The sequence below is a fragment of the Pseudomonas gingeri genome (assembly GCF_013386115.1).
Lineage (GTDB): Bacteria > Pseudomonadota > Gammaproteobacteria > Pseudomonadales > Pseudomonadaceae > Aquipseudomonas > Aquipseudomonas gingeri.
Genome location: NZ_JACAOR010000001.1, coordinates 125,105 through 150,610 on the forward strand (window position 1 = coordinate 125,105; position 25,506 = coordinate 150,610).

Sequence of the window (25,506 nt, forward strand, 5' to 3'; positions counted from 1 at the left end):
CGCAGGGCCGGGCGCTATCGGGATGCTACCGGGATCGGGTAGCGGGTGAACTGCTGTTCGGTGACCGTGCTTCCCCACTGGCTGCCCGGTTCTTCCTGGGTCAGTTGGAAGCCATGGGCTTCGTAGAGCCGTCGTGCCGCATCGAGGCCCTTGAACGTCCAGAGGCGGGTGGCGGCGAAACCGAAGCGGTCGCAGAAGGCCAGGGCTTCACCGAGCAACTGTCGGCCGATCCCGCTGCCCCGGCAGCCGTCGTCCAGGATAAACCAGCGCAGGTGGGCTTCGTTGTTGCCGAGGTCCTGCCCGTCAATGGCGATCGAGCCGACGATACGTTCGTTGTGCAGGGCCACCCACACTTCGTTGCAGGGCTGCTCCAGGCGCCCGGCAAACTCGGCAACGCCCTGGGCGACCTGGCTTTCGAAGAACTGCCCGAAGCCGGAGTGCCGGGAGTAGAAGGCCGCATGCATTTCAGCCACGCGTCCCAGCAGGCCCGGCCTGTAGCCCGAGCTGAGGGTGATTGGACGGGGCGCGGCCCCGCCGTTGTCCAGGCGGAATGCGCCGAGCGCCCGGGCGTAGGCCGCCAGGCCCTGGGCGACGGCTTGCTGCTCTGACGGGTTCAGGTGCTCCAGTGCCGACATGACCTGCTGGCGACCATGGCGGTGGATATGGGCGACGGTCTGCCGGCCTTGCCCGGTCAGCAACAGTTGCTTGGCGCGGGCATCTTCGTCACTGACGGCTTCCCGCAGTTCGCCGGCGTCGATGAGCTTGCCCATCATCCGACTGACACTGGATTTCTCCAGGCCCAGCACCTGGACCAGCCGGGCCGCGGTCATCGCGCCGGCAGCCTCGATCTCCAGCAGCGCATGGACCGCCGATGCCGAATAGTCGGTGCCGGCCAAGGTGGCCCGCATGAAGCCCAACTCGCGGACCATGGTCCGCGAGGCGGAGCGAATCGCTTCGACCAGGGATGGATCGCTGCTCATCTGACGGCCTCCTCTTAAATGGTTGTGCAATACAACCATTTCGGAGAAAAGCTGTCCAGCGTTACCGGGGCAGGCGGGGGGAGTGGCGGCAGCGTCGCGCATCGAGGCAATCGTTTACACTGGCGGGCTCTCGCCCAACACCGACGCCAGGGATAGCCGAATGTTCTACGAGGGTCTTGCCGTACTGCTCGACTATGGGATCTACCTGATTCCGGGCCTGGTTCTCTGTGGCCTCTGGTTCGGCCTGATACCCGGGAGCCTGCCGCGCCTGCGTATCGTGGTCCTGCTGCTGGCCTTCGTGTTGATGCGCGATGCGATGACGCCGCTGGGCCTGTGGTCGCTCAGCGCCGGCTTGCAGATCGGATTTATCGCCAATCCGTGGGTACTGGCGGTGCTGGGGGCCTTGTCGCTGGGGCTGGTTGGCCTGCTCGCGCGTCTGGCGCCCGAGCTGTGGCGACTGCTGGTGGTCTTCAAGGGCAATCGAGCCGCAGGCCTGGCTGTGGGGATCGCGGCCGGCTGCCTGATCGGCTTGCCGCTGCGCTTCTACCAGGAGATCGAAGCCGTGGCGATCCCGGGTTACTGGCACTGGCTGATCGGCATGGCGGTGCTGGCCTATGGGGCCAACGCCCTGGAAGAAGTGCTGTTTCGCGGTTTTCTGCAGGGCTATCTCGAACAGCATGTGACGGCGTTGCGAGCGGCGCTGATCAGTGCCGTGGCGTTCTCGGCCTGCCATTCGTTCCTCGCCCTGACCGTCACCCGGCTCGGCTGGCCGGTACTGCTCTTTACCCTGCTCGAAGGGCTGGCCTGCGCGCTGGTGCGCATGCGCTACGGGGTCGTGGCCTCGACGGCGACCCACGGCAGCGCGATCCTGCTCATTGCGGTGCCGATGGGGTAGGCGCCGGTGTCACGGATTGGAAATATTGCGCGGCCACTTCATGGAGCGGGTAGCGCATCCAGCGGTGGGCCGGATCGTTGTGACCAGGGATGGATCGCTGCTCATCTGACGGCCTTCTCTGAAATGGTTGTGCAATACAGCCATTTCAGAGGGAAGCTGTCCAGCGTTCGCGGGGCTGGCGGGCGACTGCCGGATCAGGCGCGAACCACGCGCTGACGTTGCTCGCCCAGTCCTTCGATCCAGAGGTGCAGTTCATCACCGGGTTGCAGCCAGCGGGGCTCGGGTTTCATGCCCATGGCCACGCCGGGTGGTGTGCCGGTGCAGATCACGTCGCCGGGCTGCAAGGTCATGTAGCGGCTGCAGTAGGAGACGATCTGCGCGACGCTGAAGATCATGGTTTTCGAATGACCGGTCTGGCGCCGCTCGCCGTTGAGCTCAAGCCCCATGCGCAGATCCTGGGGATCGGCAATTTCATCGCGGGTCACCAGCCAGGGACCGACCGGACCGAAGGTATCGCAACCCTTGCCCTTGTCCCACTGCGTGGATTGCAGCTGGAAGGCCCGCTCGGAAACATCATTGACCACGCAGTAGCCGGCCACATGGTCCAGCGCCTCGGTCTCGGATACATAGCGGGCTTCGCTGCCGATGACCACGCCCAATTCGAGTTCCCAGTCCAGTTGGGTGGAGTGGGGCGGCTGGACGATGTCGTCATTCGGCCCGCTGAGGCAACTGATGGCCTTGTGAAAGATGATCGGTTCGGCGGGGATCGCCATGCCCGCTTCCTCGGCGTGATCGCGGTAGTTCAGCCCGATGGCGATGAATTTGCGCACCTGGGCCACGGGGGTTGCATAACGGACACCCGGCTCCACCAGTGGCAATGCGCTGATATCCAGCCTGGCGAGGGCCTCCAGTGATTGCGGGGAAAGTACCGCGGGGTCGATATCGACGACATGCGCCGAGAGATCGCGGATGCGTCCCTCGGCGTCTATCAGGCCGGGACGCTCCTGGCCGGGCAGGCCAAAACGGCAAAGCTTCATGAATTACCTCGACTGTCAGTTGCAGGGTGGGGTGACGGGTGCTTGCTAAAATCCAGTTTATGGATAAAAATATATTTTATGCAATAAAGAAGATTGCCCACTCGTCGAGAGCCCAGGTTCCATGTCTGTAGAAAACCCAGCGAAAAGCCTGACCCAGGCGACTTACGAACAGCTGCGCAAGGACGTCTTGTCCTGCGTGCTGCAGCCGGGCAACCGGGTGAACGTCAAGGAACTGGCCGAGCACTACCAGGCCAGCGGTGGCGCGGTGCGCGAGGCGCTGTCGCGGTTGACCGCCGAGGAACTGGTGATCGCGGAGCCACAAAAGGGCTTTCGCATTGCGCCGGTCTCCCTTGACGACCTGGCCGACCTGACACAGGCGCGCATCGAGATGGAGGGCAGCTGCCTGCGCCACTCCATCGAAAACGGCGATGTCGCCTGGGAGACACGGTTGGTGTCGGCTTACCACGGACTCTCCAGGGCGGCCGGTCCCGACTCCGGCAGTCACTACGACGCCAGGGCCTGGCACGACGTCCACAAGACGTTTCATGAGGCCCTGGTCAGCGCCTGTCCCAACATCTGGCTGCTGCGCATGCGCACCATGCTGTTCGAGCAATATTCGCGTTATCGGGCGTTGTCGGTGGCCATGACGGCCGCCTCCAGGAACCTCGACGGTGAACACCAGGCGCTGCGCGATGCCGCGTTGGCCAAGGATGCGAACGCCGCCGTCGAGTTGATCACCCACCATATCCGGGAAACTTCAACCGTACTGATGCAGAGGCTCCAGGGAACTGGCGTCCAGCAAACATCGGAGATCAGGTAATGACCACTATCGCTGTATTGGGCCTTGGGGTCATGGGCTCGCGCATGGCGTTGAACCTCCTGCGGGCCGGGCACACCGTCACCGTCTGGAACCGCACCGAGAAGGCGGCCGGAGAACTGGTCGCGGCCGGCGCCTCTTTTGCCGCGACGCCGAAAGAGGCCGCGACGGGCGCCGCCATCGTCCTGAGCATGGTGCGCGATGACGCGGCATCGGGTGATGTCTGGCTGCACCCGCAACACGGGGCGTTTGCCGGGATGAACGCTTCGAGCATCGCCATTGAAAGCTCCACGGTTTCCCACGAGTGGGTGCTGGACCTGGGGCAGGCGGCACGGGCCAGGGGGTTGTCGCTGATCGATGCGCCGGTCTCCGGTTCGCGTCCCCAGGCCGAGGCCGGGCAACTGGTGTTTCTGGTCGGTGGCGAAGCCGCCGCGGTTGAGGCTGCCCGGGAAGTCCTGCAGGCCATGGGTTCTTCGATTCATCATGTCGGTGCACTGGGTGCCGGCGCGCTGGTCAAGCTGGCGACCAATGCGCTGCTCGGCGTGCAGGTGACCACCCTGGCCGAGCTCTTCGGCATCCTTGGCGCCCATGGCGTGGACCTGGGCAAGGCGTTCGAGGCGGTCGGCGCCACGTCTGTCTCCAGCGTCGCGTCCCAACGCAGCGCGGCGTCGATGACGGCCGGCAATTTCGCGCCGCAGTTCCCGGTGGCCCTGATCGAAAAGGATTTTGGCTACGCGGTGAGCGCGGCGGGCGGGGCGGCGGCTGCGCCGACCATCGAGGCGGCGCGCCAGGTGTTCAGCTCGGCCAGTCAACAAGGCCTGGGTGAGCTCAACATGACCAGCGTGGTCAAGCTGTTTGCCCGGTAATCATTGGTGACTCGCCAGCATCAGTAATATGTCTTTCATGCTATCGCAAGTCCATGACCGGAACTCCAGAATTGCTCCTGTACCGCTGCCCCGCACCGGAACACTGCTGAATTCGTACACAGAGGAGTAATGAACATGGCACGCATCCTGATCACCGGTTCTTCCGACGGACTCGGCCAGATGGCCGCACGATTGCTTGTGGAGCAGGGCCACAGGGTCGTGCTGCACGCTCGCAACGAGGCGCGTGGGACACATGCCCTGGCACAGGTGCCGGGTGCCGAAACGGTACTCTGTGCCGACCTGTCGAGCATCGCCGAAACCAAGGCATTGGCCGGGCGTATCAATGCACTCGGAGACTTCGACGCCATCATCCATAACGCCGCGGTCGGCTACCAGGAGCCCAGGCGCCTTGCCACCGTCGACGGTCTGCCGCATGTCTTCGCGATCAACGCCCTGGCCCCCTACATCCTGACGGCACTGGTGAATCGCCCGGAGCGACTGGTCTATGTCAGTTCGCGGCTGCATTGCTGTGGCGACCCGTCGCTGAAGGACCTGACCTGGAAGAAGCGCCCGTGGAACGGCACCCAGGCGTATTCCGACTCCAAGCTGCACAACGTGTTGCTGGCCCTCGCGGTGGCCCGCCGCTGGCCCGATGTGCTGTCCAACAGCCTTGAGCCCGGCTGGGTCCCGACGAAGATGGGCGGGCCCGATGCCCCGGATGACCTTGACCTGGCGCCGCGCACGCAAGCTTGGCTGGCCGCCGGCATTGACCCCGAGACCCAGGTGACCGGCGGCTATTTCTACCACCAGCGACCCGCCACGGCGATGAAAGCGGCCCAGGATTTCAAGGTGCAGGAGCGCTTTCTCTCGGCCTGCGCTGAATTGTCAGGTGTCGCGCTGCCGCAGTAGCAGGTCCACCTCGGCGCCACGGCGCTGATCGTGACCGGCAACTTCCTTTCGCGAGCGTTTGCCGCAGGGTTGCCTTCTCGTGCGTCAGGTGAGTCTGCGCTGAGTCATCGCCCGGGATATCGAGGCAATCTTTACACTGGCCGGCTCTCGCCCGGCACCGGTGTCACGGACTGGAAATATTGCGCGGCCACTTCCTGGAGCAGGTAGCGCATCCAGCGGTGGGCCGGATCGTTGTCGAGGATCTTGTTCCACAAGGTGAATTCGCGCAGGGACGGGAATTCGAAGGGCAGCGGCAGTATTTTCAGGGGCAGGAAACCGGCGTACAGGGTCGCCAGGCTCCGGTGCATCACGGCAATGCGGTGGGTCCCCACCAACAGGTGCGGCACGGTATTGAAACTGCTGGTGGTCAGTTCCACCCGGCGGGCCTTGCCGTAGCGCAGCAGGGTCCGTTCTCCCAGGCTCGGCTCGCGGTTGTTGCCGAAGTTGACGGCGACATGGCCCAGTTGCAGGTACTGCTCCAGGCTCAATGTCTCGCCCACCAGCGGGTTGTCGCGCCAGACCACGCACTGGTAGTCATCTTCGAACAGCAGTTCCTTGGCGTGCAGGTCCGACAGATAGAGGTCCGGCATGATCACGAAGTCGACTTCGCCCTGGGTCAGCATCTGGTTGTAGTTGTCGGCGGCCGGCTGGATGTCGATGGAGATGTGCGGCGCGCGTTGTTGCAGGCGCTGCGCCAGCGGGCTGAGGATCACCGTGGTGACAAAGTCGGTGGCGATGAGCTTGAAATGCCGCTTGCAGGTCAACGGATCGAATTCGGGTTTGTTGACGATGCTCGACTGGATATCCAGCAGCACCCGCCGCACCGGTTCGGCCAGTCCCTGGGCCAGGGGCGTCGGCAGCATCTTGCGTCCCACCTGGACCAGCAACTCATCGTCGAAATACTCCCGCAGCCGTGCCAGCAGGCCGCTGGCGGCCGACTGGCTGACATTCAGGCGCGAGGCCGCGCGGGTGATGTTCTGTTCGGTGAGCAGGGTATCGAGAACCACCAGCAGGTTCAGGTCCAGGTGATGAAAGCGCATCGGTATTCCTCCGCTTGAGCACGCCGCTTTGTATCACTTTTTTTAGATGGATGGCATCCCGATAATCGATTGTTCGGATTCCTCCGCGCTCCCTATCATCGCCTCGAGAACTGCAGGGAATGCAGGTTCGCAAAGACCTTTCACGACAAAAATAACAAGTCAGAGGTTGGCATGATGAACCGCAAGAGTTTGACGGGCGCTTGGCCGCCCCGGCAGCTGGCTGCCATGGCTGCGGCGTTCGCCGCCATCAGTGTCGCGCCCCATGCGACGGCGTTTGAGATCGATACCGGTGATTCCGACCTGCATCTGCGCTGGGACAACACCCTAAAGTACAACGCCGCCTGGCGCCTGAAGGAGCGTGACAGCAAGCTGGTCGGGTCGGTCAACCAGGACGACAGCGACCGCAACTTCAACAAGGGCCTGATTTCCAATCGCCTGAACGTGCTGTCCGAATTCGATGCGCGCTACAACAATTTCGGTGCGCGGATCAGCGGTGCCGGTTGGTATGACAGCGTCTACGAAGGGCGCAACGACAACGATTCGCCGGCCACCGCCAACCAGCGCTCGGTCGCCTACGACCGTTTTACCGATGACACCCGCACCTTGCATGGCAGCGACGCCGAGATTCTCGATGCCTTTGTCTTCGGCAAGGGCAACCTGGGCGAACTGCCCGGCAGCTTCCGGCTCGGACGACACACGGTGCTGTGGGGCGAGAGCCTGTTCTTCGGCGCCAATGGCATCGCCGGCGGGCAGGCACCGGTGGACATCATCAAGGCCACGTCGGTGCCCAATACCCCCTTCAAGGAACTGATCCGCCCGGTCAACCAGTTCTCCGGGCAGATCCAGTTGCGGCCCAATGTTTCCGTGGCGGCCTACTACCAGTTCGAATGGGAAGAGAACCGTATCCCCGCCGTGGGCAGTTACTTCTCGACCTCGGACGTGGTCGGCGAAGGTGGCGAGCGGCTGATCGTCGGTGGGCCCATCGGTCCCAACCGGCAGCCCCTGGCGTTCTTCCACGGCAAGGACATCAAGGCCAGCGATCGCGGCCAGTACGGGCTGTCACTGCGTTTTTCGCCCGAGGACTGGAACACCGATTTTGGCCTGTACGCGATCCGCTATCACGCCAAGGACCCGATGCTCTATACCCGCGCCAACAGTGGCGGACCGAACGTGCTGACCGGCCAATTGGGTGAGTACCAGCTGGTATACGCCGAAGGGATCAGTGCCTTTGGCGCCAGCTTCAGCACCTCGGTCGGCGATGCCAACGTCGCCGGCGAAGTCTCGGTGCGTCGCAATACACCGCTGGTCAGCCTGTCGCAGGCCAACCCGGGCGGCCTTGGCGACAACGACAGCCACGCCCTGTATGCCGTGGGCAACTCGCTGCATGCGCAACTCTCGAGCCTCTACTCGTTCAACAGCAACGGCTTCTGGGACTCGGCCAGCCTGGCCGGCGAAGTGGCCTGGCATCGGCGCACCAGCATCACCAGGAATGCCGCCGCGCTGGACCCCAACAGCGAGCGCGATGCCTGGGGCCTGCGCATGAGCTTCACGCCGAACTTCTTCCAGGTCTATCCCGGTGTCGACCTGAGTGTGCCGCTGGGGCTGGGCTACAACCCCAAGGGGCGTTCGTCGGTGATCAGCAAGTTCAACAATGGCGTGGGCGACAAGGGCGGCGACCTGAGCATCGGTCTGCAACTGGAATACCTGCAGACCTGGAAGGCCGGCCTCAACTACACGCACTACATCGGCGGCAGCGACAACTTTCTCGACGCGAACAACGCCAACACCTATGGACAGCCGCTCAAGGACCGGGACTTTCTCGCGTTCACCGTCCAGCGTTCGTTTTGAACGACTGCTCCAGAACAACAATAACCAGAGGTGCGTTTCATGAAACTCGATTCCTTGCATCCGTGGCTGCTGTCGGGCCTGCTGCTGGCCGTCGCGCCCGCGTCCTGGGCGGCCAGCGATACCGAGGCCCAGTTGCTCAGGTCCAGCCTGACGCCCCTGGGCGGTGAGCGTGCCGGCAATGCCGATGGCAGCATTCCGGCCTGGGAGCACGGCTTCAACCAGGTCCCGGCCGGTATCAGCCCGGGGCCGCGGATCCCGGACTATTTCGCCAGCGACAAGCGCCTGTATTCGGTGACCGCGCAGAACCTGGCACAGTACGCCGACAAGCTCAGCGATGGGCAGAAAGCCCTGTTCGCCAAGTACCCCAACTACCGGATCGACGTCTATCCTTCCCGGCGCACGGCGGCGGCGCCGCAGTGGGTCTACGACAATACCCTGAAGAATGCCACCAGCGCCCATCTGACCCATGAAGGCAATACCCTGGAAGGTGCCAGCGGCGGGATCCCGTTCCCGATTCCCAAGTCCGGCGCCGAGGTGATCTGGAACCATCACCTGAGCTGGCGCGGAGTCGCCTGGAAGAACGACTACAACGTCTACGTCATCACCGCCAGCGGCCAGCGCATCCTGTCCAGCACCGTCCAGGCGCAACGGGAAATGCCGTATTACTTCGAGAACGGCAAATCCGAATACAAGGGCGTCTACTGGATGACCCGGCTGGTCAACCTCGGGCCACCGCAGCGGGCGGGCGAGGCGTTGCTGGGGCGCGAACCGCTGGATTATGCCAGTGGCGGACCGCAGTCCTGGGTCTACCTGGCCGGCCAGCGGCGGGTGCGCAAACTGCCGGTGTCGTCCTATGACACGCCGACCCCGACCAGTTCCGGCGTGGCCAACTTCGACGAGGTCTCGGTGTTCACCGGACCGCTGGATCGCTACGACTGGAAGATCGTCGGCAAGCAGGAAATGCTGATTCCCTACAACAGCAACATGATCCTGCAACCGACGCGGGACGAGGCGATTCTCGGCGAGCGTTTTCTCAATCCCGACTACATGCGCTGGGAGCTGCACCGCGTCTGGGTGGTGGAGGGCAACCTGGTGGCCGGCAAGCGCCACAGCATGCCCAAGCGGCGTTTCTATGTGGACGAAGACACCTGGATGGCAGTGCTGGGCGACAGCTGGGATGCCAACCAGAAGCTCTGGCGCACCTACTTTCAACTGCCTTACCTGATGCCGGAATTGCCGGGGCTGGTGCGCGGCCTCTACGGTCAGTACGACCTGCAGACCGGCGCCTGGATGGCGCACAACGTGGTCACGGAAAAGCGCGTGCATAACGAAGTGGTCAAGCCGTTTCCCGACAGCGACTTCAGCCCGGACGGCCTGGCGGCCGACGGTGTGCGCTGATGACCGGGCCTTTCCATTGGCTGGCGCTGGGGATGTTGGGCATCAGCCTGGCCGCCCGGGCCGGCGAAGCACCGGTCAGCGATGTGCTGTTGCGCCCGGCCCTGTCGGTGAGTGCACCGACCCGGGCGGTGCTGATCGATATCGCCCGGGCCGGACAGCGTCTGGTGGCCGTGGGCGAGCACGGTCTGATCCTGCTCTCCGATGACAGCGGCCAGCACTGGCGCCAGGCGGCCGTCCCGACGAGCGTCAGCCTGACCGCGGTGAGTTTTCCGACGGCAGAGCAGGGCTGGGCGGTGGGGCATGCGGGGATGGTGCTGCATAGCGCCGATGGCGGCGAAAGCTGGAGCGTGCAACTGGACGGCAATGCGGCTGCGCAACGGGTGCTCGATGCCGTGGCGGACCCGTCGGGCGACAACCCGCAGTACCAGCGACAACTCAAGGTGGCCCGGGGTCTTGTCGCCGAGGGTGCCGACAAGCCGTTGCTGGCGGTGCATTTCAGTGATGAACGGCAGGGCACTGTGGTCGGTGCCTTCGGGTTGATCCTGCATACCGTGGATGGCGGCGTCACGTGGCAGTCCTGGGTCGATCGCCTGGATAACCCGGCGGGTAATCATCTGTATGCGATTGCCGGCCAGGGCCGGCGTATCTATCTCGCCGGTGAGCAAGGCCTGGTGCTGATGTCGGAAGACGCCGGGGCGCATTTCGTGCGCTTGCCCAGCCCCTATGAGGGCAGCTTTTTCACCTTGAACCTGGCCGCCGACGGCGATGTGCTGGTGGCCGGCCTGCGCGGCAACGCCTGGCGCAGCAGCGACCAGGGACAGCACTGGACGCCGTTGGATAACCCTTTCGGCAGCAGCCTGGTGGCGGCGCGGTCGCTGGAGAGCGGCGGCGTGGTGCTGGCCGATCAGTCCGGACGCCTGCTGTCCGCTACAGAAGGCGGGCCGCTGCATGAGCAGTCGCCGTCGGCGGGCATGGCTGTCGCGTCCTTGACCCGTGCGCCGGACGGCCGTTGGGTCGTGGTCGGGGCCCGGGGTATCAAACGACTGGAACAGGTGAAATTGCAATGACGTGTCTTTCCAAACCCGTCGCAGGCCTCAGCGCCGCCGAGCATGATCTGGCGACCTTCGACAGCCGCTCCGGCTCGCTGATCGAGCGTGCTCTGTTCAATCACCGTGGCCTGGTGCTGTGGCTGTGCCTGCTGCTGACCCTGGGGCTGGGGGCCGCCAGCAGCCGCCTCGGGCTCAACGCCAGTTTCGACAAGATGATTCCCACGGGTCACCCCTATATTGCCAATTACCTCGCCAATCAGCAGGAGCTCACCGGACTGGGCAACGCCGTGCGCATTGCCGTCGAAGCCCCGGGCGATTCCATCTACGACGCGCATTACCTGGATCTGCTGGCCCGCCTCAACGACAAGGTGTTCCTGTTGCCCGGCGTCGACCGGCCCTTCATGAAATCCTTGTGGACCCCCAATATGCGCTGGATGGCCGTGACCGAGGAGGGCGTGGAAGGCGGACGAGTGATTCCCGACGACTACGACGGTTCGGCGGCCAGCCTGGAAAACGTACGCCGCAATGCCGCGCGCTCCGGGGAGATCGGCCAGACCATCGCCCTGGATGCACGCTCCAGCCTGATCTTCGTGCCGCTGATGGAGAACGATCCGAACACCGGCAAGGCCCTGGACTATGCCGCGCTCTCCCGGCAGCTGGAGCAATTGCGCGGCGAGTTCCAGGCCCAGGGCCTGCAGATCCACATCACCGGTTTCGTCAAGGTGGTGGGCGACCTGATGGAGGGGTTGCAACAGGTCCTGTTGTACTTCGCCATTGCCATCCTGATCGCCACGGCGATGCTCTACGGGTTTACCCGCTGCCTGCGCAGCACGTTGCTGGTGATGAGCTGTTCGCTGGTGGCGGTGGCCTGGCAACTGGGATTGGTGGCCTTGCTGGGATTCGAGCTTGATCCCTACTCGGTGCTGGTGCCGTTCCTGGTCCTGGCCATCGGCATGAGCCACGGCGCGCAGAAGATGAACGGCATCATGCAGGATATCGGGCGCGGCATGCATCGGCAGGTGGCGGCGCGGTTTACCTTTCGCCGGCTGTTCCTGGCCGGACTCACGGCGCTGCTGTGTGATGCCGTGGGCTTCGCGGTGTTGATGCTGATCGATATCAAGGTCATCCAGGACCTGGCGCTGATCGCCAGCATCGGTGTCGCGGTGCTGGTGTTCACCAACCTGATCCTGTTGCCGATCCTGCTCAGCTACTGCGGTGTCAGTCCCCGCGCCGCGGCCCGCAGCCTGCGCAGTGAAGCGCTGGCGGAGCAGGGGCGCAAGCAGCCGCTATGGGTGTTCCTCGATCGCTTTACCCGGCGTCGCTGGGCGACGGCGACACTGCTGGTCAGCGGGCTGCTGGCCGTTGGCGGCTACTGGGTCAGCCTGCAACTGCAGGTCGGCGACCTCGATGCCGGGGCCCCCGAACTGCGAGCGGATTCGCGCTATAACCGCGACAACGGCTTCATGGTCGCCCATTACGGCGCCAGCAGCGATGTGTTCGCGGTGATCGTGCGCACGCCCGACGGCACCTGTTCCGACTACGCGGCCCTGATGCGCCTCGACGCCCTGGAGTGGCGTCTGCGCCAGTTGCCCGGCGTGGAGTCGACGGCTTCGCTGGCCAGTCTCAATCGCAGCCTGCTGGTGGGCATGAGCGAGGGCAATCCGAAATGGTATGACCTGACCCGCAACCAGGCGCTGCTCAACTCCATCACCGGGCGGGCGCCGCGGGAACTGTTCAACCAGAGCTGCAATACCCTCACGCTGTACACCTACCTGAGCGATCACAAGGCCGTGACGCTGACCCGGCTGGTGAACGAGGTAGAGGCCTTCGCCCAGGCCAACAACGACGCGCAGGTCCGCTTCCTGCTGGCCGCCGGCAACGCCGGTATCGAGGCGGCCACCAATATCGTCGTCAGGCAGGCCAACCACGACATGCTGTTGTGGGTCTATGGCGCGGTGATCCTGCTCTGCCTGCTGACCTTCCGTTCGCTGCGGGCGGTGGTCTGCGTGATCCTGCCACTGGCCCTCACGTCGATTCTCTGCGAGGCCCTGATGGTCTGGCTGGGCATCGGTGTCAAGGTCGCCACCTTGCCGGTGATCGCCCTCGGCGTGGGCATCGGCGTGGATTACGCGTTGTATGTCATGAGCATCCTGCTGGCGCGCCAGCGGGCCGGCGAGAGCCTGTCCCTGGCCTACTACCACGCACTGCTGTTCACCGGCAAAGTTGTGATGCTGACGGGCGTGACCCTGGCGGTCGGCGTGGCGACCTGGGCCTTTTCCCCGATCAAGTTCCAGGCGGACATGGGCATTCTGCTGGCCTTCATGTTCCTGCTGAACATGATCGGTGCCCTGGTGCTGCTGCCGGCGCTGGCGCACTTTCTGTTACCACGGCCTTTGTCCGATTCATCGATAACAACAACAGGAAAAAACCTATGAGTCTGCTCTCGTCGCAAGCCGTTCCACGCCGGACCGGATCGGGCGTGTTGCTGCTGCTCGGCAGTTGCCTGCCGGTGCTGGGTGGCGTGCTGATCGCGCCGGTGCTGCCGCGTATCGCCGGGCATTTTGCCGGTAACGCCAATGTCGGCGTGCTGGTGCCGATCGTGCTGACCTTGCCGGCCCTGATGATCGCGCTGTTTTCACCGTTCGCCGGGTGGGTTTCCGACCGCCTCGGACGCAAGCGCCTGCTGGTACTGGCGATGCTGCTGTATGGCATCTGCGGTCCGTTGCCCATGCTGCTCGACGACCTTGATGCGATCCTGCTCAGCCGGGCCGGACTGGGACTGGCGGAGGCAGCGATCATGACCTGCTGCACGGCGCTGATCGGCGACTACTACGACGGCCGTGAGCGGGTGCAACTGCTCTCCTGGCAGACCATTGTCACGTCCTTGTCGGCCACCGCCTTTTTCATGCTCGGCGGCCTTATCGGCGAGCACGGCTGGCGCGTGCCCTTTGCGGTGTACATCGTCGGCCTGCTGCTGGCGCCCCTGATGCACCTGGCGTTGAGGGCGCCTCTGCAGGCTCGGGCCGAGGCCGCACAGGCCCGGCCCGGGCCACAGGGCGAGGGTTTCCCCTGGCGTTCGCTGTCGGTGATTTGCCTGATGACCCTGCTGGCCTCGCTGGGCTTCTTCATCGTACCGGTCCAGACCGGGTTTCTCCTGGAGCATATCGGGATCGACTCGCCGCAACGCATCGGCATGGCGATCGGCCTTGGCCATTCGGCGGTGTTTGTCGGTGCCCTGTGCTTTCGCCGCCTGAGCCGTTTCGGACCGGGCATGCTGTTGGCCCTGGCCTTCCTGATTTCCGCGGTCGGCCTGTTGCTGCTGGTCAATGCCGTGGACTACCGCACCGTGGTGATCGCGGTACTGATCAACGGCCTGGGCGGTGGCCTGGCGCTGCCCACGGTACTCAGCTGGGCGCTGTCGACCTTGAGTTTCGAACACCGGGGCAAGGGCACCGGCCTGTTCAATGCGGGTTTTTTCGGCGGGCAGTTTGTCAGTCCCTTGCTGGTCATCTCCCTGACCGGCCTGGCCGATGGGCGGGTGGGGGCGGTGGCGATGATCGGCTGGGGGCTGTTGCTCGCGGCGGCCTTTGCCTTGATCGCGCCCTTCCTGGCCGGCCTGCGGCTGCTGGACCCGATCCAGGTGCCGGACGACATGGCCCTGCACTGAGTTTTTGTCGCCCGCGTCCGGCGGACCGGAGGCGGGCTGTTGCATCCAGCCTTTTCACTCCATCGAGGATTGCTCCATGAAACTCGCTACCTTGAACAATGGTAGTCGGGACGGCCAGTTGCTGGTCGTCTCCAGGGATCTGCGCCAGGCGGTGCTTGCCCAAGGCTTCGGCACCTTGCAGCAGGCGCTGGAAAACTGGGCCGAGGCAGCGCCGGTCCTGGGCCGGCAATATCAGGCGCTGAACCGGGGCGAGGCGCTCGAGTGCCTTGCGTTCGACCCCAGGCAGGTCAGCGCGCCCTTGCCTCGTGCCTATCAGTGGTGTGATGGCTCGGCGTTTCTCAATCATGCCCATCTGCTGCAGAAGGCTTTCAACCTGCCACCGCTGGCCGATGAGCGCATTCCCCTGATGTACCAGGGCGCCAGTGACGATTTTCTCGGCCCTTGCGACGATATCCCGCTGCCGGACATGGCCCACGGCATCGATTTCGAGGGAGAGTTCGCGGTCATTGTCGACGAGGTCCCCATGGGCTGCCCGGTCGATGAGGCCTTGCAACATGTACGGCTGATCATGCTGGTCAACGATGTCAGTCTGCGCGGCTTTCTCCAGCACGAAGTCAGCACCGGTTTCGGCTTTTTCCAGGCCAAGCCTTCCTCGAGTTTTTCGCCGGTGGCCGTGACCCCGCAGGAACTGGGCAGTGCCTGGCGTGACGGGCGGGTGTGCCTGCCGCTGACGGTGACCTGGAACCAGAAATGGTTCGGCCAGCCGGACGGTGCCGAGATGAGTTTCAGCTTTGCCGATCTGATCGCCCATGCGGCGCGGACCCGGCGTCTGCGAGCCGGCACCATCATCGGTTCCGGTACGGTATCCAACGTCGACCGGGCGGTCGGTTCGGCCTGTATCTCGGAGCGCCGCGCCATCGAGATGATCGAACAGGGGCAGGCGCAGACAGGTTTCATGCGCTTTGGCGAGCGTATCCGCATCGAGGCTTACGACCGTGCCGGCGACTCGGTGTTCGGTGCCATCGACCAGCGTATTGTCGACGCCACCTTGCCGGCCGGGGAGGTGCGGCCATGACACCGCGTAAACGACGCCTGGTCGACCTCTCGGTGACCCTGGAAAACAATCCCTATACGGATCCGCCGCCGTTGTTGCCGAAGATCGAATACACCGATCACCAGGCCGGCGCTCCGGAACTGCTGGCGATGTTTCCCGGCCTGCGTCTCGAAGAGCTGCCGGGACAGGAAGCCTGGGCCGCCGAGCGCCTGACCATCACCACCCACAGTGGCACGCATATGGACGCGCCCTGGCACTACGCCTCGACCACCGATGGCGGCAAACCCGCGTACGGTATCGATGAGCTGCCACTGGAATGGTGCCTGCGTCCCGGGGTGAAACTGGACTTCCGGCACCTGCCGGACGGCGATGTGGTCAGCGCCGCGCAGATAGAGGCGGAACTGGCGCGTATCGGCCACACGTTGCAGCCGCTGGATATCGTCCTGGTGAATACCCGGGCCGGGGCGTTGTTCGGCCAGCCCGGTTACCTGGAGGCGGGCGTCGGCATCGGGCGCGAGGGGACCTTGTACCTGCTCGAACGCGGTGTCCGCGTGGTGGGCACCGATGCCTGGAGCTGGGATGCACCTTTCAGCCATACCCGTGCACGCTTTGCCGCCAGCGGCGACAGTTCGATCATCTGGGAAGGGCACAAGGCCGGGCGCGAGATCGGCTACGGGCAGATGGAGAAACTGGCCAACCTGGAGTCCCTGCCGGCCCATGGCTTCGAAGTGTCCTGCTTCCCCTACAAGATCAGGCATGCCTCGGCCGGCTTCGTGCGGGCGGTGGCGATCTTCGAGGAATAGGCCGGTATGTCCCGGGAGAGCTGCTGGAAAGCGGCCATCGCGGGCTTGCCTGCCGCGCGCCAGGGCGACCGACGGTCCGATTGGTCGTGGCCTTGGCGCGCGGCAAATTCACCTGAACGGTCCAGCGTCTATGCTGGTCAACTCCTGTTCAACGTCTGAATCAAGAGGTGATCGCGATGGTCAAGACTTACAGCTACGCCGCTCAGGACCCGAAGGATTCGCTCAAGCCATTCACCTTCGAACGTCGCGCGCCGGGCGCGGATGACGTACAGATCGATATCCTCTATTGCGGCGTTTGCCATTCCGACCTGCACACGGCGCGCAACGAGTGGAACAACACCCTGTACCCCTCGGTGCCGGGGCATGAAATCGTCGGCCGCGTAACGGCCGTGGGCGCCAACGTGCGCGGGTTCAAGGTCGGCGACCTGGCGGGTGTCGGCTGCATGGTCGACAGTTGCCAGCACTGTGCGTCCTGCGCGGAAGGCGAGGAGCAATATTGCGAGAACGGCTTTACCGGCACCTACAACGGCCCGGTGTTCGGTGGGGAAAACACCTTTGGTGGCTACTCGGACAACATCGTGGTGAAGGAGAAGTTCGTCCTGCGCATCTCCCATGGCGATGCCAGTCTGGCCGCTGTCGCACCGCTGCTGTGTGCCGGTATCACCACCTATTCGCCGCTGCACCACTGGAAAGTCGGCCCCGGCAAGAGGGTCGGGGTGGTAGGGCTGGGCGGCCTGGGACATATGGCGGTGAAGATCGCCCACGCCATGGGCGCCTACGTGGTGCTGTTCACCACATCGCCGAACAAGCGCGAAGACGGCCTGCGCCTGGGCGCCGATGAAGTGGTGGTATCGAAGAACCCGGACGAGATGGCCAAGGTCGCCAATTCCCTGGACTTCATCCTCAATACCGTGGCCGCGCCGCACAACCTGGACGCCTTTCTCGCGCTGCTCAAGCGTGACGGCACCATGACCCTGGTCGGCGCCCCGGACAGCCCGCATCCGTCACCGACGGTCTTCAACCTGATCTTCAAGCGCCGCAGCCTGGCCGGCTCGCTGATCGGCGGGGTCCGTGAAACCCAGGACATGCTGGACTTCTGTGCCCGCCACGGGATTGTCTCGGATATCGAGATGATCGCTATCCAGGACATCAACCAGGCCTACGAGCGCATGCTCAAGGGTGATGTGAAATACCGCTTCGTGATCGACATGAACAGCCTCAGGCAAGAGGCCGGGGCGGCCTGATCGCGCCGTTCCACCCGGGCCCGGCCATTCGGTCGGGCTTTATGGCGGTTGCCAGGCGTCAAGGATCGACCTGGCCCATCAGTTCGCTGACCGACTCCGGACGCTTGGCATAGCGCTGCGCCAGCACCGCACAGACCATCAGCTGGATCTGGTGGAACAGCATCAGTGGCAGGATCAGCACGCCGATGGTGCTGCCGGCGAACAGCACCTGGGCCATCGGCACGCCGGTGGCCAGGCTTTTCTTCGAACCGCAGAAGAGGATGGTGATACGGTCTTCCTGGTCGAAGCCGAAGGCCTTGCCCAGCACGGTGGACGCCAGCAGCACCAGGGCCAGTATCACGCCGCAGACCACCACCAGACCGCCCAGGTCCCAGAGCGGGATCTGATGCCAGATGCCTTCGTTCACCGCCTCGCTGAAGGCGCTGTAGACCACCAGCAGGATCGAACCCTGGTCAACGAATTTCAGCCAGCTCTTGTTGCGTCCCACCCAGGCACCGATCCAGCGCCGGGCGATCTGTCCGGCAATGAACGGCAGCAGCAGTTGCACGCTGATCTTCAGGATCGCATCGAGGGTCGAGCCGCCGTCGCCATGGACATTCAGCAGCAGGGTCACCAGCAACGGCGTGAGGAAGATGCCGAACAGGCTCGACGCCGCCGCGCTGCAGATCGCCGCCGGTACGTTGCCCCGGGCCAGGGAGGTAAAGGCGATTGCCGACTGCACCGTGGCCGGCAGGGCGCAGAGGTAGAGCATGCCCATGTACAGCTTGTCGCCGATCAGCGGCGACAGCAGCGGCTTGAGCGCCAGGCCCAGCAGCGGGAACAGGACAAAGGTCAGGCCGAACACCAGCAGGTGCAGGCGCCAGTGGCCGGCACCGGCGATGATCGATTCGCGCGACAGCTTGGCACCGTGCAGGAAGAACAGCAGGGCGATGGCGATATTGGTCAGCCAGCCGAAACCGACGGCGACCTGGCCGCTGGCGGGCAGGAGGCTGGCGAGAATCACCACGCTGACCAGGGTCAGGGTGAAGTTGTCGGGGAGGAAACGAGGGCGGGTCATCGGCTGGGTTGTCCGGGAGCAAGAAACATGACACGGACTTTAACCTGTCTGACGATTGCCGACTAACGCCAATAAGTCCATGAGTATCGCCTAAAGGACATGGCGCAATGCCGAGTCGTCCCCTTCATGCGCGCTAATCGATAAGCCGTATACAGGCCGCCCAGGCCACCGCCGATAATCGCCACCTTGCCGCTGTTCATTGCGCTGCTCCGGGTCAAGAACCAGAAAGCCCGCATGGCCCCATGATGCCGGGGCGATACGGGCGGGTGTCGGCAGGCTGCCGTCAGCTGTTTTCCAGGGCCGCGTAGGCGTCGAGCACCCGGGCGGAGTAGGTCACCGCCGCGCCGGCATTGAGCGCGATGGCTACGCCCAGGGCCTCGGCGATCTCCTCGCGGGAAGCGCCATGCTTGACCGCCGTCCTGGTATGCACGGCGATGCAGCCGTCGCAGCGGGTGGTCACGGCCACGGCCAGGGCGATCAGTTCGTGGGTCTTGGCGTCCAGGTGACCGGTCTTCGCGCCGGCACCATCCAGCACCTGCAGGCCGCGCACGGTATCGGGGGACAGTTTCGCCAGGTCGCCCACGCGGCCCAGCAGGGTTTCGCGGTATTCATTCCAGTCGAGCATGGTGTTCTCCCGTTGTTCTGGTCGTTGGCTCAGGTGCCTGGCTCAGATACGGCCGGCAGTGACGCCGCCATCGACTGGCAGCACGGTGCCGGTAATCCACGACGCCTGCTCGGAGGCCATGAACAGGATCGCCTCGGCGACGTCCCCCGGCTGGCCGTTGCGGCCCAGCGGGTGGAAGGCGTTGAAGGTCGGGAGCACGGCCTTGACCTGCTCGTTGTCCATGAAGGTGTTGTACACCGGCGTCTCTACCACGGCAGGGGCCACGGTGTTGATACGGATGTTCGACGACGCCAGCTCGATGGCCAGGTTGCGGGTCAGGGCATGGACACCCGCGTTGGCTGCCGAATAGGCGGCCGAGGGGGTTGCGCCGATGGCTTGCAGGGCCCACAGCGAACCGGTCTGCACGATGGCGCCACCGCCACGTTGCTGCATCGCCTTGGCCGCGGCCTGGGCCATGAAGAATTTGCCCTTGAGGATGATGTCGACGAAACCGTCGTATTCCTGCTCGTCCAGTTCCAGGAAGGGCTTGGGATTGAACACGCCGGCGTTGTTGATCAGGATATCGACGCCGCCGAACTCGGCGCTCGCCAGCTCGACCAGGTCCCTGGCGGTGGCGGGCCTGGCGATATCGCCGGCGAGGAAGCGTACTTGTTTGCCGGTAGGATCGATCTGTGCCGCGGCCTGTTCCAGTTTCGCCGCGTCACGGCCGCCGATCACCACGCTGGCGCCTTCGGCCACCAGGCGTCGGGCGACTTCTTTCCCGATGCCTGAACCGCCGCCGGTGATAATGGCTACTTTGGAAGAAAATCTTTTCATGTTGTTGCCCCGTGCTGGGTTGGTGGAATAGCCTTGACCGTTCTACTCTTGCACCTGGTTGCCGAGATGCCTTGGCCTGGTGGCTATTCTTCGCTTTGCCGACAGCACTCACAAACCAGAAGTTTTTTTCAGTCATTAAAGAAAATCTTTATCCTATGAGCGCTCCTGCCTACCTCAACGCACTCCGGGCCTTTGAAGCGGCGGCCCGGCACCAGAGCTTTTCGGCGGCCGCCGCCGAACTGCATGTCACCTCCGCCGCGGTGGGGCAGCAGGTACGAACCCTGGAGTCCTGGCTGGGCGTGGCGCTGTTCAATCGCGCCTCGAGCGGTTCGGCACGCCTGGTGCTGACCGATGTCGCGCGCAAGGCGTTGCCGGATATTCGCGAGGGCTTCGAGCGCCTGGGCGTCGGCCTGGCGCGTTTGAAAGAGGGCTCCCTCAGCGCCTGCCTTACGGTGACGGTGAGCCCGGCGTTTGCCGCCAAGTGGCTGTTGCCGCGTATCGAGGGTTTCCAGCTGGCCTACCCGCAGACCGATGTGCTGCTGGACACCAACCTGCGCCCCGTGGACTTCATAGCCGAAGGCATGGATATCGGCGTTCGTTATGGCACCGGGCGCTGGCCCGGGCTGACCGCGATCAAACTGATGGACGAAGAGATGTACCCGGTGTGTGCGCCCGGCTATCCGTTGCTGGAAGCCGGACTGTTACCGCCGCGACGCCTGGCCGAGGCGACACTGATCCACGACCTGTCGATGGCCGGCGACCCGGCCTATCCGACATGGCGCACCTGGCTCGATGCGTCGGGATATGGCGATATCAATGCCGAGCACGGGCTGCGCATCAACAATTCGGCGGTGGTCCTGCAGGCCGCCATCGACGGACAGGGACTGGCCCTGGGGCGCAGCGTGATGTTGCGCGAGGACCTGGCGGCGGGGCGGCTGATCCGTCCCTTTGGCGAGGCCAGCCATCCGCTGGCGTTCGCCTATTACATCGTCTATCGCCCGGAAGTGGAGGGGTTGGCGAAGATCCAGGCGTTTCGCGACTGGCTACTCGGGCAGGTATCCCCAGGTATCGACGCTTGAGCCTGGCTTGCCCCATGGACTACAACTCCGCCCGGCCGCCGTCGACGACGATCTCGGCACCGAGCATGTAGCGCGAACGGTCGCTGGCGAGGAAACAGACCGCCTCGGCGATTTCCTCCGGCCGCCCCATGCGGCCGACGGGCACCTGGTCGCCGACCTTTGTCGCATAGGCCTCGAACTCCTGTTCCGTCTGCCCGGCCTGGCGATGCAGCGGGGTCGCTATGGAACCAGGGCTGACGGCATTGACGCGGATCTGCCGGTCCAGCAGTTCGGCGGACAGGGTGCGGGCAAAAGAGCGGACCGCGGCCTTGGAAGCTGACAGCAGCGAGCGTCCGGGGGCGCCGATCTGGTTGAGCCAGGAGGTGTTGAGAATGATCGAGCTGCCCTTGGGCATCAGCGGTACGAGGGACTGCACGGTGAAATAGACCCCCTTCACATTGACCGCCAGCAGCTGGTCGATCATTGCCTCGTCGGTGCTCGCCAGCGGTGTGCCATAGGCAACGCCGGCATTGGCGAACAGGATGTCGAGGCTGCCGAACGCGTGCTCGATCTGTGTACCCACCGACTGCATGTCGACCTTGCGCCGAACATCGGCGCGGATCGCCAGGGCGCCTGGGCCCAGCGAACCGAGCGCTGCCTGCAAGCGTTCGGGGTCCTGGCCGGTGATGGCGACGCGGGCGCCATGGGCGAGCATCAGGCGTGCGGTCGCCAGTCCGATGCCTGACGAGCCGCCGGTGATCAATGCGGTTTTACCGTTGAGCATGCCGATAACCTCTGCAATAAGTGGGCTTGCGGCACAAAGGGTGACGCCGACGCGGGCGGCTGGCGAGACAGATATTCCTTTCTTTCCCCAAAGAAAATATTGCCCGTGACGGGCTGGACGACGTTCACGAAAAGTCACTTGCCTGTGCGGGAAAAGGGCCAGGCCATTGGCGCTTTCTGCAAGAGGGATATCGGACTTTGTATTTTCATGGCGCCGATACAACCTCTTTCAATTGTGAGTACTGCATGTTCGGCGATATCAAGAAAATAATCGGCTATGCAACTTCTCTGCAAAACGCTGCGGAAAAACAAAAGGAAAACCATGGTCCGCGGAAGGGCTTCGCCAATGTATCAAGAGTGAAAAATGATCCACACCCTTGCAAGCTGCACAGGACAGGCCTTGCTCTGCGCAAGAAAGCCGATTCACACCCTGTCGGCGCTACAGGTATTCCGGTTTCGCCGATCCCCCTCAGCGAGCGCAAGACCGGCCAGGAGCAGATGCTCCAGCACGGCCAGCGGCATGTACTGGAGCGACAGGCGCCAGGAACAACTCCTCTGGATAGGCACGACAACAACAAGCCTCAACTGATAGGGCAGGGATCAAGAGGGCGGGTGTACCGTAGCGGCGACATGATCATCAAGGAAGTGACACCGTTCAATCCGGGGGCGGCGCGGCATGAAGTCGATATGTGCAACAGCTACTGGCAGACAGCAGGTGAGTCCGCGGTAGCCACGCGTGCTGGCAACTGTATACGAATGCCATTTGTGCAAGGAAAGTCTCCCAACTCATCGGAAACGCGCCAAGTGGTGAAAGGCCTGTACGACAAAGGCTTCATGATGGGCGATGCCCACCCTTCGAACTTTATCAAGACCGAGAAGGGGGACATCGTTCCTGTGGACTTCGGACTTGTTTTTCCGAAGGACGGTGTCGAGCAACTACACAAAGACGTCGGCAAAGAAATACTTCGCGACTATGCCAAAGGTGGCTTCCATTACGTCCCCGATGAAATCAAGCCGGCCTATACTGCTTGCCTCCAGGCGTTGGATCGTTTGCTCGGTAAAGAAAGCCCGACGTACAGCATGACAACGGAGCAGCTTTCCAAGCTCGGTATCGTGCTCGACTTCCCATCAGAAGCAGAGCTCCAGGCCGATTAACGGCAAGAGGTATAGGCTCGCCAGGCGCTGATTCGATCAGCGCACTGGCGGGGCGTATTGGATGCCGCCGTTGTTCCACAGGGCGTTCAAGCCGCGGTCGATGGCCAGCGGCGTACCCTTGCCGAAATTGCGTTCGAAGACCTCGCCGTAGTTGCCCACCTGCTTGACGATCTGTACCACCCAGTCCTTGCGTAGCTTGAGGTCCTTGCCGTACTCGCCATCGGCACCGAGCAGGCGGGCCACATCCGGATTTTTAGTGGACCTGGCTTCCTGTTCGACATTCTTCGAGGTGACACCGGCTTCCTCGGCATTGAGCATGGCGAACAGGGTCCAGCGCACGATGCTGAACCAGTCTTCATCGCCCTTGCGCACCGACGGGCCGAGGGGCTCCTTGGAGATGGTTTCCGGCAGGATCACGTAGTCGGCCGGCGTGGTCAGTTGGCTGCGCTGGGCGTTGAGCTGGGATTTGTCGGCGGTGATCACATCGCAGCGCCCGGCCTCCAGGGCCTTGGCGGTTTCGTCGGAGGTGTCGAAGGTGATCGGGGTGTATTTCAGGCCATGGCTGCGAAAGAAGTCCGAGGCGTTCAGCTCGGTGGTGGTCCCGGCCTGGATGCACAGGGCCGCACCGTCGAGCTGGCTGGCGCTGGTGACGCCGAGCTTCTTGTTCACCATGAAGCCCGCGCCGTCGTAATAGGACACGCCGGTAAACACCAGGCCCATGGCGCTGTCACGGGAACTGGTCCAGGTGGTGCTGCGCGACAGCACGTCGATCTCGCCCGATTGCAGGGCGGCCAGGCGTTCCTTGCCGTTGAGCTGGGTGAACTTCACTTTCGCCGCGTCGCCGAACACGGCGGCGGCGAGAGCATGGCAGAAGTCGACATCGAGGCCGGTCTGCTTGCCGTTCTTGTCGGGCACCGAGAATCCGGGAATGCCGTCGGAGACGCCGCATTGCAGGAAACCTTTCTTCTGGATCGCATCGAGGGTCGCCCCCGCCTGGGCCAGTCCGCAGGTGCCGAGTATCGAGGCGGCGACCAGGGCGCCGAGGGTGGATTTCAACGTGTTCATTCAAACCTCCTGAGGTGTTTTTCTTGTACGGGCGCCGTGGGTCCGGCCAGCGAATGCGGGCCGGAAAGCGCCTTGGGGTCGGGTCAAATGGCAGCTATCAGAGGTGCAGCGTCGCGAATGCCTGTTCCAGGTCTGCGATCAGGTCGTCAATGGCTTCCAGGCCGATGTTGAAACGGACGAGTCGTTCGCCGTAGGTGCGGTGTTCGCGTCGCAGGTTGAAGTGCGGTGCCACCAGGCTGGTCACGCCACCCCAGCTGTAGCCGATGTGGAACAGGCGCAATTGATCGATGAAATCCAGCAGACGTTCGCCGCTGAAGGCTTCGTTGAAGACCACCGAGAACACGCTGCTGGAGCCGCTGAAGTCGCGTTTCCAGAGTTCATGTCCGGGGCAGTCGGGAAGGGCCGGGTGCAGGACCCGCTCGACTTCCGGGCGGGTGCCCAGCCAACGGGCGACGGCGAGGGTGGCCTGCTCCAGATGGGTCAGGCGCACGGCCAGGGTTTGCAGGCCACGCAGGGCCAGGCTGCAGTCGTCGGGGGAGGCGGCGAGGCCGAGCAGCGAACGGGCATTGCCGAGGGCCTGGTAGTGCTCGGGGCTGCAAGTGCTGACGGAGCCCAGCAACAGGTCGCTGTGACCGCCGATGTATTTGGTCAGGGCCTGGGTGGAGACATCCACGCCGTGCCCGAATGCGTCGAACAGCACCCCGGCCGAGTAGGTGTTGTCCAGCGCGACCACGGCCCCCACTTGCCGGGCCGCGGCGACGATGGCCGGGATGTCCTGGACTTCCATGGTTGCCGAGCCCGGGCTTTCGCACCACACCAGCGCGGTATTGGCGCGCAGCAGGCCGGCGATATCGGCGCCGATCAGCGGATCGTAGGGCTGTACTTCGATGCCGAGGCGGGCGAGCAGGTCGCGGGCCAGGTCGTTGTTCGGGCCATAGGCGCTTTCCGGCACCAGGACATGATCGCCGCTCTTGCAGAAGGCCAAGTAGATCAGGGCCAGCGCGGCCTGGCCGCCAGGCGTGATGAAACAGTGGTTGGCACCTTCGAGTGCGGCAATGCGTCTGGCCAGTTCCAGTGTGGTCGGGGTGCCGTGCAAGCCGTAGGCATAGGGCACGCGCTCGGGGCACCAGTCGTCGCGGACATCGCGGGCACGGTCAAAGAGCGTGGTCGAGCCGCGGTACGTCGGTGTGCTCAGGGACTTGAAGCCGCTCGGGGCCTGGGGGGCCGGGTCCAGCAAGGTGGTTTGCCAATGGGCTGTTCGGGGGCTGTTCACGCCGCGTTCTCCAAGCTTTCGTGTGAGG

At 64.0% G+C, this 25,506-nt stretch carries 23 protein-coding genes; 14 read left to right on the forward strand and 9 right to left on the reverse strand.

All coding sequences use genetic code 11. The features are described 5' to 3' along the window. Nucleotides 1-14: 14 nt before the first annotated feature. Complete coding sequence (locus HX881_RS00580) at nucleotides 15-980, reverse strand: bifunctional helix-turn-helix transcriptional regulator/GNAT family N-acetyltransferase (protein WP_177082153.1); 966 nt, start codon at nucleotides 978-980, stop codon at nucleotides 15-17. 160 nt (nucleotides 981-1,140) lie between these two features. On the opposite strand from HX881_RS00580, the gene HX881_RS00585 reads away from it, so the two are divergent. Then, nucleotides 1,141-1,875 carry a CPBP family intramembrane glutamic endopeptidase gene (locus tag HX881_RS00585; protein WP_177082154.1) on the forward strand — a complete coding sequence of 245 codons (735 nt, stop codon included), beginning with the start codon at nucleotides 1,141-1,143 and terminating at the stop codon, nucleotides 1,873-1,875. 194 nt (nucleotides 1,876-2,069) lie between these two features. Here HX881_RS00585 and HX881_RS00590 read toward each other — a convergent pair whose 3' ends face one another. Further along, nucleotides 2,070-2,912 carry a fumarylacetoacetate hydrolase family protein gene (locus HX881_RS00590; RefSeq protein ID WP_017127478.1) on the reverse strand — a complete coding sequence of 281 codons (843 nt, stop codon included), beginning with the start codon at nucleotides 2,910-2,912 and terminating at the stop codon, nucleotides 2,070-2,072. Between the two features lie 121 nt (nucleotides 2,913-3,033). Here HX881_RS00590 and HX881_RS00595 point away from each other — a divergent pair, with 121 nt between their 5' ends. The 3 genes from HX881_RS00595 to HX881_RS00605 all read left to right on the forward strand — a co-directional run bounded on the left by HX881_RS00595 (nucleotide 3,034) and on the right by HX881_RS00605 (nucleotide 5,504). After that, entirely contained in the window at nucleotides 3,034-3,732 is a 699-nt protein-coding gene (locus HX881_RS00595; protein WP_017127477.1) for a GntR family transcriptional regulator, read from the forward strand. Continuing rightward, nucleotides 3,732-4,595: an NAD(P)-dependent oxidoreductase gene (locus HX881_RS00600; RefSeq protein WP_177082155.1), complete on the forward strand. Its 864-nt coding sequence runs from the start codon at nucleotides 3,732-3,734 to the stop codon at nucleotides 4,593-4,595. Before HX881_RS00595 ends, HX881_RS00600 begins: the two co-directional genes overlap by 1 nt. A gap of 135 nt (nucleotides 4,596-4,730) precedes the next feature. Continuing rightward, nucleotides 4,731-5,504 carry an SDR family NAD(P)-dependent oxidoreductase gene (locus HX881_RS00605; RefSeq protein ID WP_177082156.1) on the forward strand — a complete coding sequence of 258 codons (774 nt, stop codon included), beginning with the start codon at nucleotides 4,731-4,733 and terminating at the stop codon, nucleotides 5,502-5,504. A 131-nt stretch (nucleotides 5,505-5,635) separates the two neighbouring features. Here the strand turns inward: HX881_RS00605 and HX881_RS00610 are convergent, their stop codons facing one another. Further along, nucleotides 5,636-6,583 (reverse strand): LysR family transcriptional regulator, encoded by a 948-nt coding sequence (locus HX881_RS00610; protein ID WP_017127474.1) that lies wholly within the window; start codon nucleotides 6,581-6,583, stop codon nucleotides 5,636-5,638. A gap of 171 nt (nucleotides 6,584-6,754) precedes the next feature. On the opposite strand from HX881_RS00610, the gene HX881_RS00615 reads away from it, so the two are divergent. The 8 genes from HX881_RS00615 to HX881_RS00650 all read left to right on the forward strand — a co-directional run bounded on the left by HX881_RS00615 (nucleotide 6,755) and on the right by HX881_RS00650 (nucleotide 17,646). Next, the gene (locus HX881_RS00615) at nucleotides 6,755-8,431 is read left to right on the forward strand and encodes a DUF1302 domain-containing protein (RefSeq protein ID WP_177082157.1); all 1,677 of its coding nucleotides are present in this window, start codon (nucleotides 6,755-6,757) and stop codon (nucleotides 8,429-8,431) included. A gap of 39 nt (nucleotides 8,432-8,470) precedes the next feature. Continuing rightward, the gene (locus HX881_RS00620; protein WP_017127472.1) at nucleotides 8,471-9,829 is read left to right on the forward strand and encodes a DUF1329 domain-containing protein; all 1,359 of its coding nucleotides are present in this window, start codon (nucleotides 8,471-8,473) and stop codon (nucleotides 9,827-9,829) included. Beyond that, nucleotides 9,829-10,896 carry a WD40/YVTN/BNR-like repeat-containing protein gene (locus tag HX881_RS00625; protein WP_177082158.1) on the forward strand — a complete coding sequence of 356 codons (1,068 nt, stop codon included), beginning with the start codon at nucleotides 9,829-9,831 and terminating at the stop codon, nucleotides 10,894-10,896. Before HX881_RS00620 ends, HX881_RS00625 begins: the two co-directional genes overlap by 1 nt. Beyond that, the gene (locus HX881_RS00630; protein ID WP_017127469.1) at nucleotides 10,893-13,313 is read left to right on the forward strand and encodes an efflux RND transporter permease subunit; all 2,421 of its coding nucleotides are present in this window, start codon (nucleotides 10,893-10,895) and stop codon (nucleotides 13,311-13,313) included. The genes HX881_RS00625 and HX881_RS00630 overlap by 4 nt, the downstream gene beginning before the upstream one ends. Further along, nucleotides 13,310-14,545 carry an MFS transporter gene (locus HX881_RS00635; RefSeq protein WP_017127468.1) on the forward strand — a complete coding sequence of 412 codons (1,236 nt, stop codon included), beginning with the start codon at nucleotides 13,310-13,312 and terminating at the stop codon, nucleotides 14,543-14,545. Before HX881_RS00630 ends, HX881_RS00635 begins: the two co-directional genes overlap by 4 nt. A gap of 76 nt (nucleotides 14,546-14,621) precedes the next feature. Then, entirely contained in the window at nucleotides 14,622-15,620 is a 999-nt protein-coding gene (locus HX881_RS00640) for a fumarylacetoacetate hydrolase family protein (protein WP_017127467.1), read from the forward strand. After that, on the forward strand, nucleotides 15,617-16,402 hold the full coding sequence (locus HX881_RS00645; protein ID WP_017127466.1) for a cyclase family protein: 786 nt from the start codon (nucleotides 15,617-15,619) through the stop codon (nucleotides 16,400-16,402). The genes HX881_RS00640 and HX881_RS00645 overlap by 4 nt, the downstream gene beginning before the upstream one ends. Before the next feature lie 176 nt (nucleotides 16,403-16,578). Next, nucleotides 16,579-17,646, forward strand: a complete 1,068-nt coding sequence (locus HX881_RS00650; RefSeq protein ID WP_177082159.1) for an NAD(P)-dependent alcohol dehydrogenase — start codon at nucleotides 16,579-16,581, stop codon at nucleotides 17,644-17,646. 58 nt (nucleotides 17,647-17,704) lie between these two features. Here the strand turns inward: HX881_RS00650 and HX881_RS00655 are convergent, their stop codons facing one another. The 3 genes from HX881_RS00655 to HX881_RS00665 form a co-directional block, all read right to left on the reverse strand. Further along, nucleotides 17,705-18,703: a bile acid:sodium symporter family protein gene (locus HX881_RS00655; RefSeq protein WP_017127464.1), complete on the reverse strand. Its 999-nt coding sequence runs from the start codon at nucleotides 18,701-18,703 to the stop codon at nucleotides 17,705-17,707. A gap of 283 nt (nucleotides 18,704-18,986) precedes the next feature. Continuing rightward, nucleotides 18,987-19,328 (reverse strand): carboxymuconolactone decarboxylase family protein, encoded by a 342-nt coding sequence (locus tag HX881_RS00660; protein WP_177082160.1) that lies wholly within the window; start codon nucleotides 19,326-19,328, stop codon nucleotides 18,987-18,989. 42 nt (nucleotides 19,329-19,370) lie between these two features. Then, nucleotides 19,371-20,144, reverse strand: a complete 774-nt coding sequence (locus tag HX881_RS00665) for an SDR family NAD(P)-dependent oxidoreductase (protein WP_177082161.1) — start codon at nucleotides 20,142-20,144, stop codon at nucleotides 19,371-19,373. A 155-nt stretch (nucleotides 20,145-20,299) separates the two neighbouring features. Here HX881_RS00665 and gcvA point away from each other — a divergent pair, with 155 nt between their 5' ends. Beyond that, nucleotides 20,300-21,223, forward strand: coding sequence for a transcriptional regulator GcvA (gene gcvA, locus HX881_RS00670; protein WP_177082162.1), 924 nt, complete (start codon nucleotides 20,300-20,302; stop codon nucleotides 21,221-21,223). Nucleotides 21,224-21,242: 19 nt separating this feature from the next. On the opposite strand, the gene HX881_RS00675 is transcribed toward gcvA, so the two are convergent. After that, complete coding sequence (locus HX881_RS00675; protein WP_177082163.1) at nucleotides 21,243-21,986, reverse strand: SDR family oxidoreductase; 744 nt, start codon at nucleotides 21,984-21,986, stop codon at nucleotides 21,243-21,245. Nucleotides 21,987-22,231: 245 nt separating this feature from the next. Between HX881_RS00675 and HX881_RS00680 the strand changes: the two genes are divergently transcribed. Continuing rightward, on the forward strand, nucleotides 22,232-23,140 hold the full coding sequence (locus HX881_RS00680; RefSeq protein ID WP_177082164.1) for a hypothetical protein: 909 nt from the start codon (nucleotides 22,232-22,234) through the stop codon (nucleotides 23,138-23,140). A 36-nt stretch (nucleotides 23,141-23,176) separates the two neighbouring features. On the opposite strand, the gene HX881_RS00685 is transcribed toward HX881_RS00680, so the two are convergent. Together HX881_RS00685 and HX881_RS00690 are read right to left on the reverse strand one after the other, a co-directional pair. After that, complete coding sequence (locus tag HX881_RS00685; protein ID WP_177082165.1) at nucleotides 23,177-24,205, reverse strand: amino acid ABC transporter substrate-binding protein; 1,029 nt, start codon at nucleotides 24,203-24,205, stop codon at nucleotides 23,177-23,179. Between the two features lie 97 nt (nucleotides 24,206-24,302). Then, complete coding sequence (locus HX881_RS00690) at nucleotides 24,303-25,478, reverse strand: cystathionine beta-lyase (RefSeq protein ID WP_177082166.1); 1,176 nt, start codon at nucleotides 25,476-25,478, stop codon at nucleotides 24,303-24,305. Between the last annotated feature and the right edge of the window lie 28 nt (nucleotides 25,479-25,506).

Excerpts from the sequence above, each read along its gene's own strand:
- HX881_RS00580 (WP_177082153.1), bottom strand. The coding sequence starts at position 980 with ATGAGCAGCGATCCATCCCTGGTCGAAGCGATTCGCTCCGCCTCGCGG.
- HX881_RS00585 (WP_177082154.1), top strand. The coding sequence starts at position 1,141 with ATGTTCTACGAGGGTCTTGCCGTACTGCTCGACTATGGGATCTACCTG.
- HX881_RS00590 (WP_017127478.1), bottom strand. The coding sequence starts at position 2,912 with ATGAAGCTTTGCCGTTTTGGCCTGCCCGGCCAGGAGCGTCCCGGCCTG.
- HX881_RS00595 (WP_017127477.1), top strand. The coding sequence starts at position 3,034 with ATGTCTGTAGAAAACCCAGCGAAAAGCCTGACCCAGGCGACTTACGAA.
- HX881_RS00600 (WP_177082155.1), top strand. The coding sequence starts at position 3,732 with ATGACCACTATCGCTGTATTGGGCCTTGGGGTCATGGGCTCGCGCATG.
- HX881_RS00605 (WP_177082156.1), top strand. The coding sequence starts at position 4,731 with ATGGCACGCATCCTGATCACCGGTTCTTCCGACGGACTCGGCCAGATG.
- HX881_RS00610 (WP_017127474.1), bottom strand. The coding sequence starts at position 6,583 with ATGCGCTTTCATCACCTGGACCTGAACCTGCTGGTGGTTCTCGATACC.
- HX881_RS00615 (WP_177082157.1), top strand. The coding sequence starts at position 6,755 with ATGATGAACCGCAAGAGTTTGACGGGCGCTTGGCCGCCCCGGCAGCTG.
- HX881_RS00620 (WP_017127472.1), top strand. The coding sequence starts at position 8,471 with ATGAAACTCGATTCCTTGCATCCGTGGCTGCTGTCGGGCCTGCTGCTG.
- HX881_RS00625 (WP_177082158.1), top strand. The coding sequence starts at position 9,829 with ATGACCGGGCCTTTCCATTGGCTGGCGCTGGGGATGTTGGGCATCAGC.
- HX881_RS00630 (WP_017127469.1), top strand. The coding sequence starts at position 10,893 with ATGACGTGTCTTTCCAAACCCGTCGCAGGCCTCAGCGCCGCCGAGCAT.
- HX881_RS00635 (WP_017127468.1), top strand. The coding sequence starts at position 13,310 with ATGAGTCTGCTCTCGTCGCAAGCCGTTCCACGCCGGACCGGATCGGGC.
- HX881_RS00640 (WP_017127467.1), top strand. The coding sequence starts at position 14,622 with ATGAAACTCGCTACCTTGAACAATGGTAGTCGGGACGGCCAGTTGCTG.
- HX881_RS00645 (WP_017127466.1), top strand. The coding sequence starts at position 15,617 with ATGACACCGCGTAAACGACGCCTGGTCGACCTCTCGGTGACCCTGGAA.
- HX881_RS00650 (WP_177082159.1), top strand. The coding sequence starts at position 16,579 with ATGGTCAAGACTTACAGCTACGCCGCTCAGGACCCGAAGGATTCGCTC.
- HX881_RS00655 (WP_017127464.1), bottom strand. The coding sequence starts at position 18,703 with ATGACCCGCCCTCGTTTCCTCCCCGACAACTTCACCCTGACCCTGGTC.
- HX881_RS00660 (WP_177082160.1), bottom strand. The coding sequence starts at position 19,328 with ATGCTCGACTGGAATGAATACCGCGAAACCCTGCTGGGCCGCGTGGGC.
- HX881_RS00665 (WP_177082161.1), bottom strand. The coding sequence starts at position 20,144 with ATGAAAAGATTTTCTTCCAAAGTAGCCATTATCACCGGCGGCGGTTCA.
- gcvA (WP_177082162.1), top strand. The coding sequence starts at position 20,300 with ATGAGCGCTCCTGCCTACCTCAACGCACTCCGGGCCTTTGAAGCGGCG.
- HX881_RS00675 (WP_177082163.1), bottom strand. The coding sequence starts at position 21,986 with ATGCTCAACGGTAAAACCGCATTGATCACCGGCGGCTCGTCAGGCATC.
- HX881_RS00680 (WP_177082164.1), top strand. The coding sequence starts at position 22,232 with ATGTTCGGCGATATCAAGAAAATAATCGGCTATGCAACTTCTCTGCAA.
- HX881_RS00685 (WP_177082165.1), bottom strand. The coding sequence starts at position 24,205 with ATGAACACGTTGAAATCCACCCTCGGCGCCCTGGTCGCCGCCTCGATA.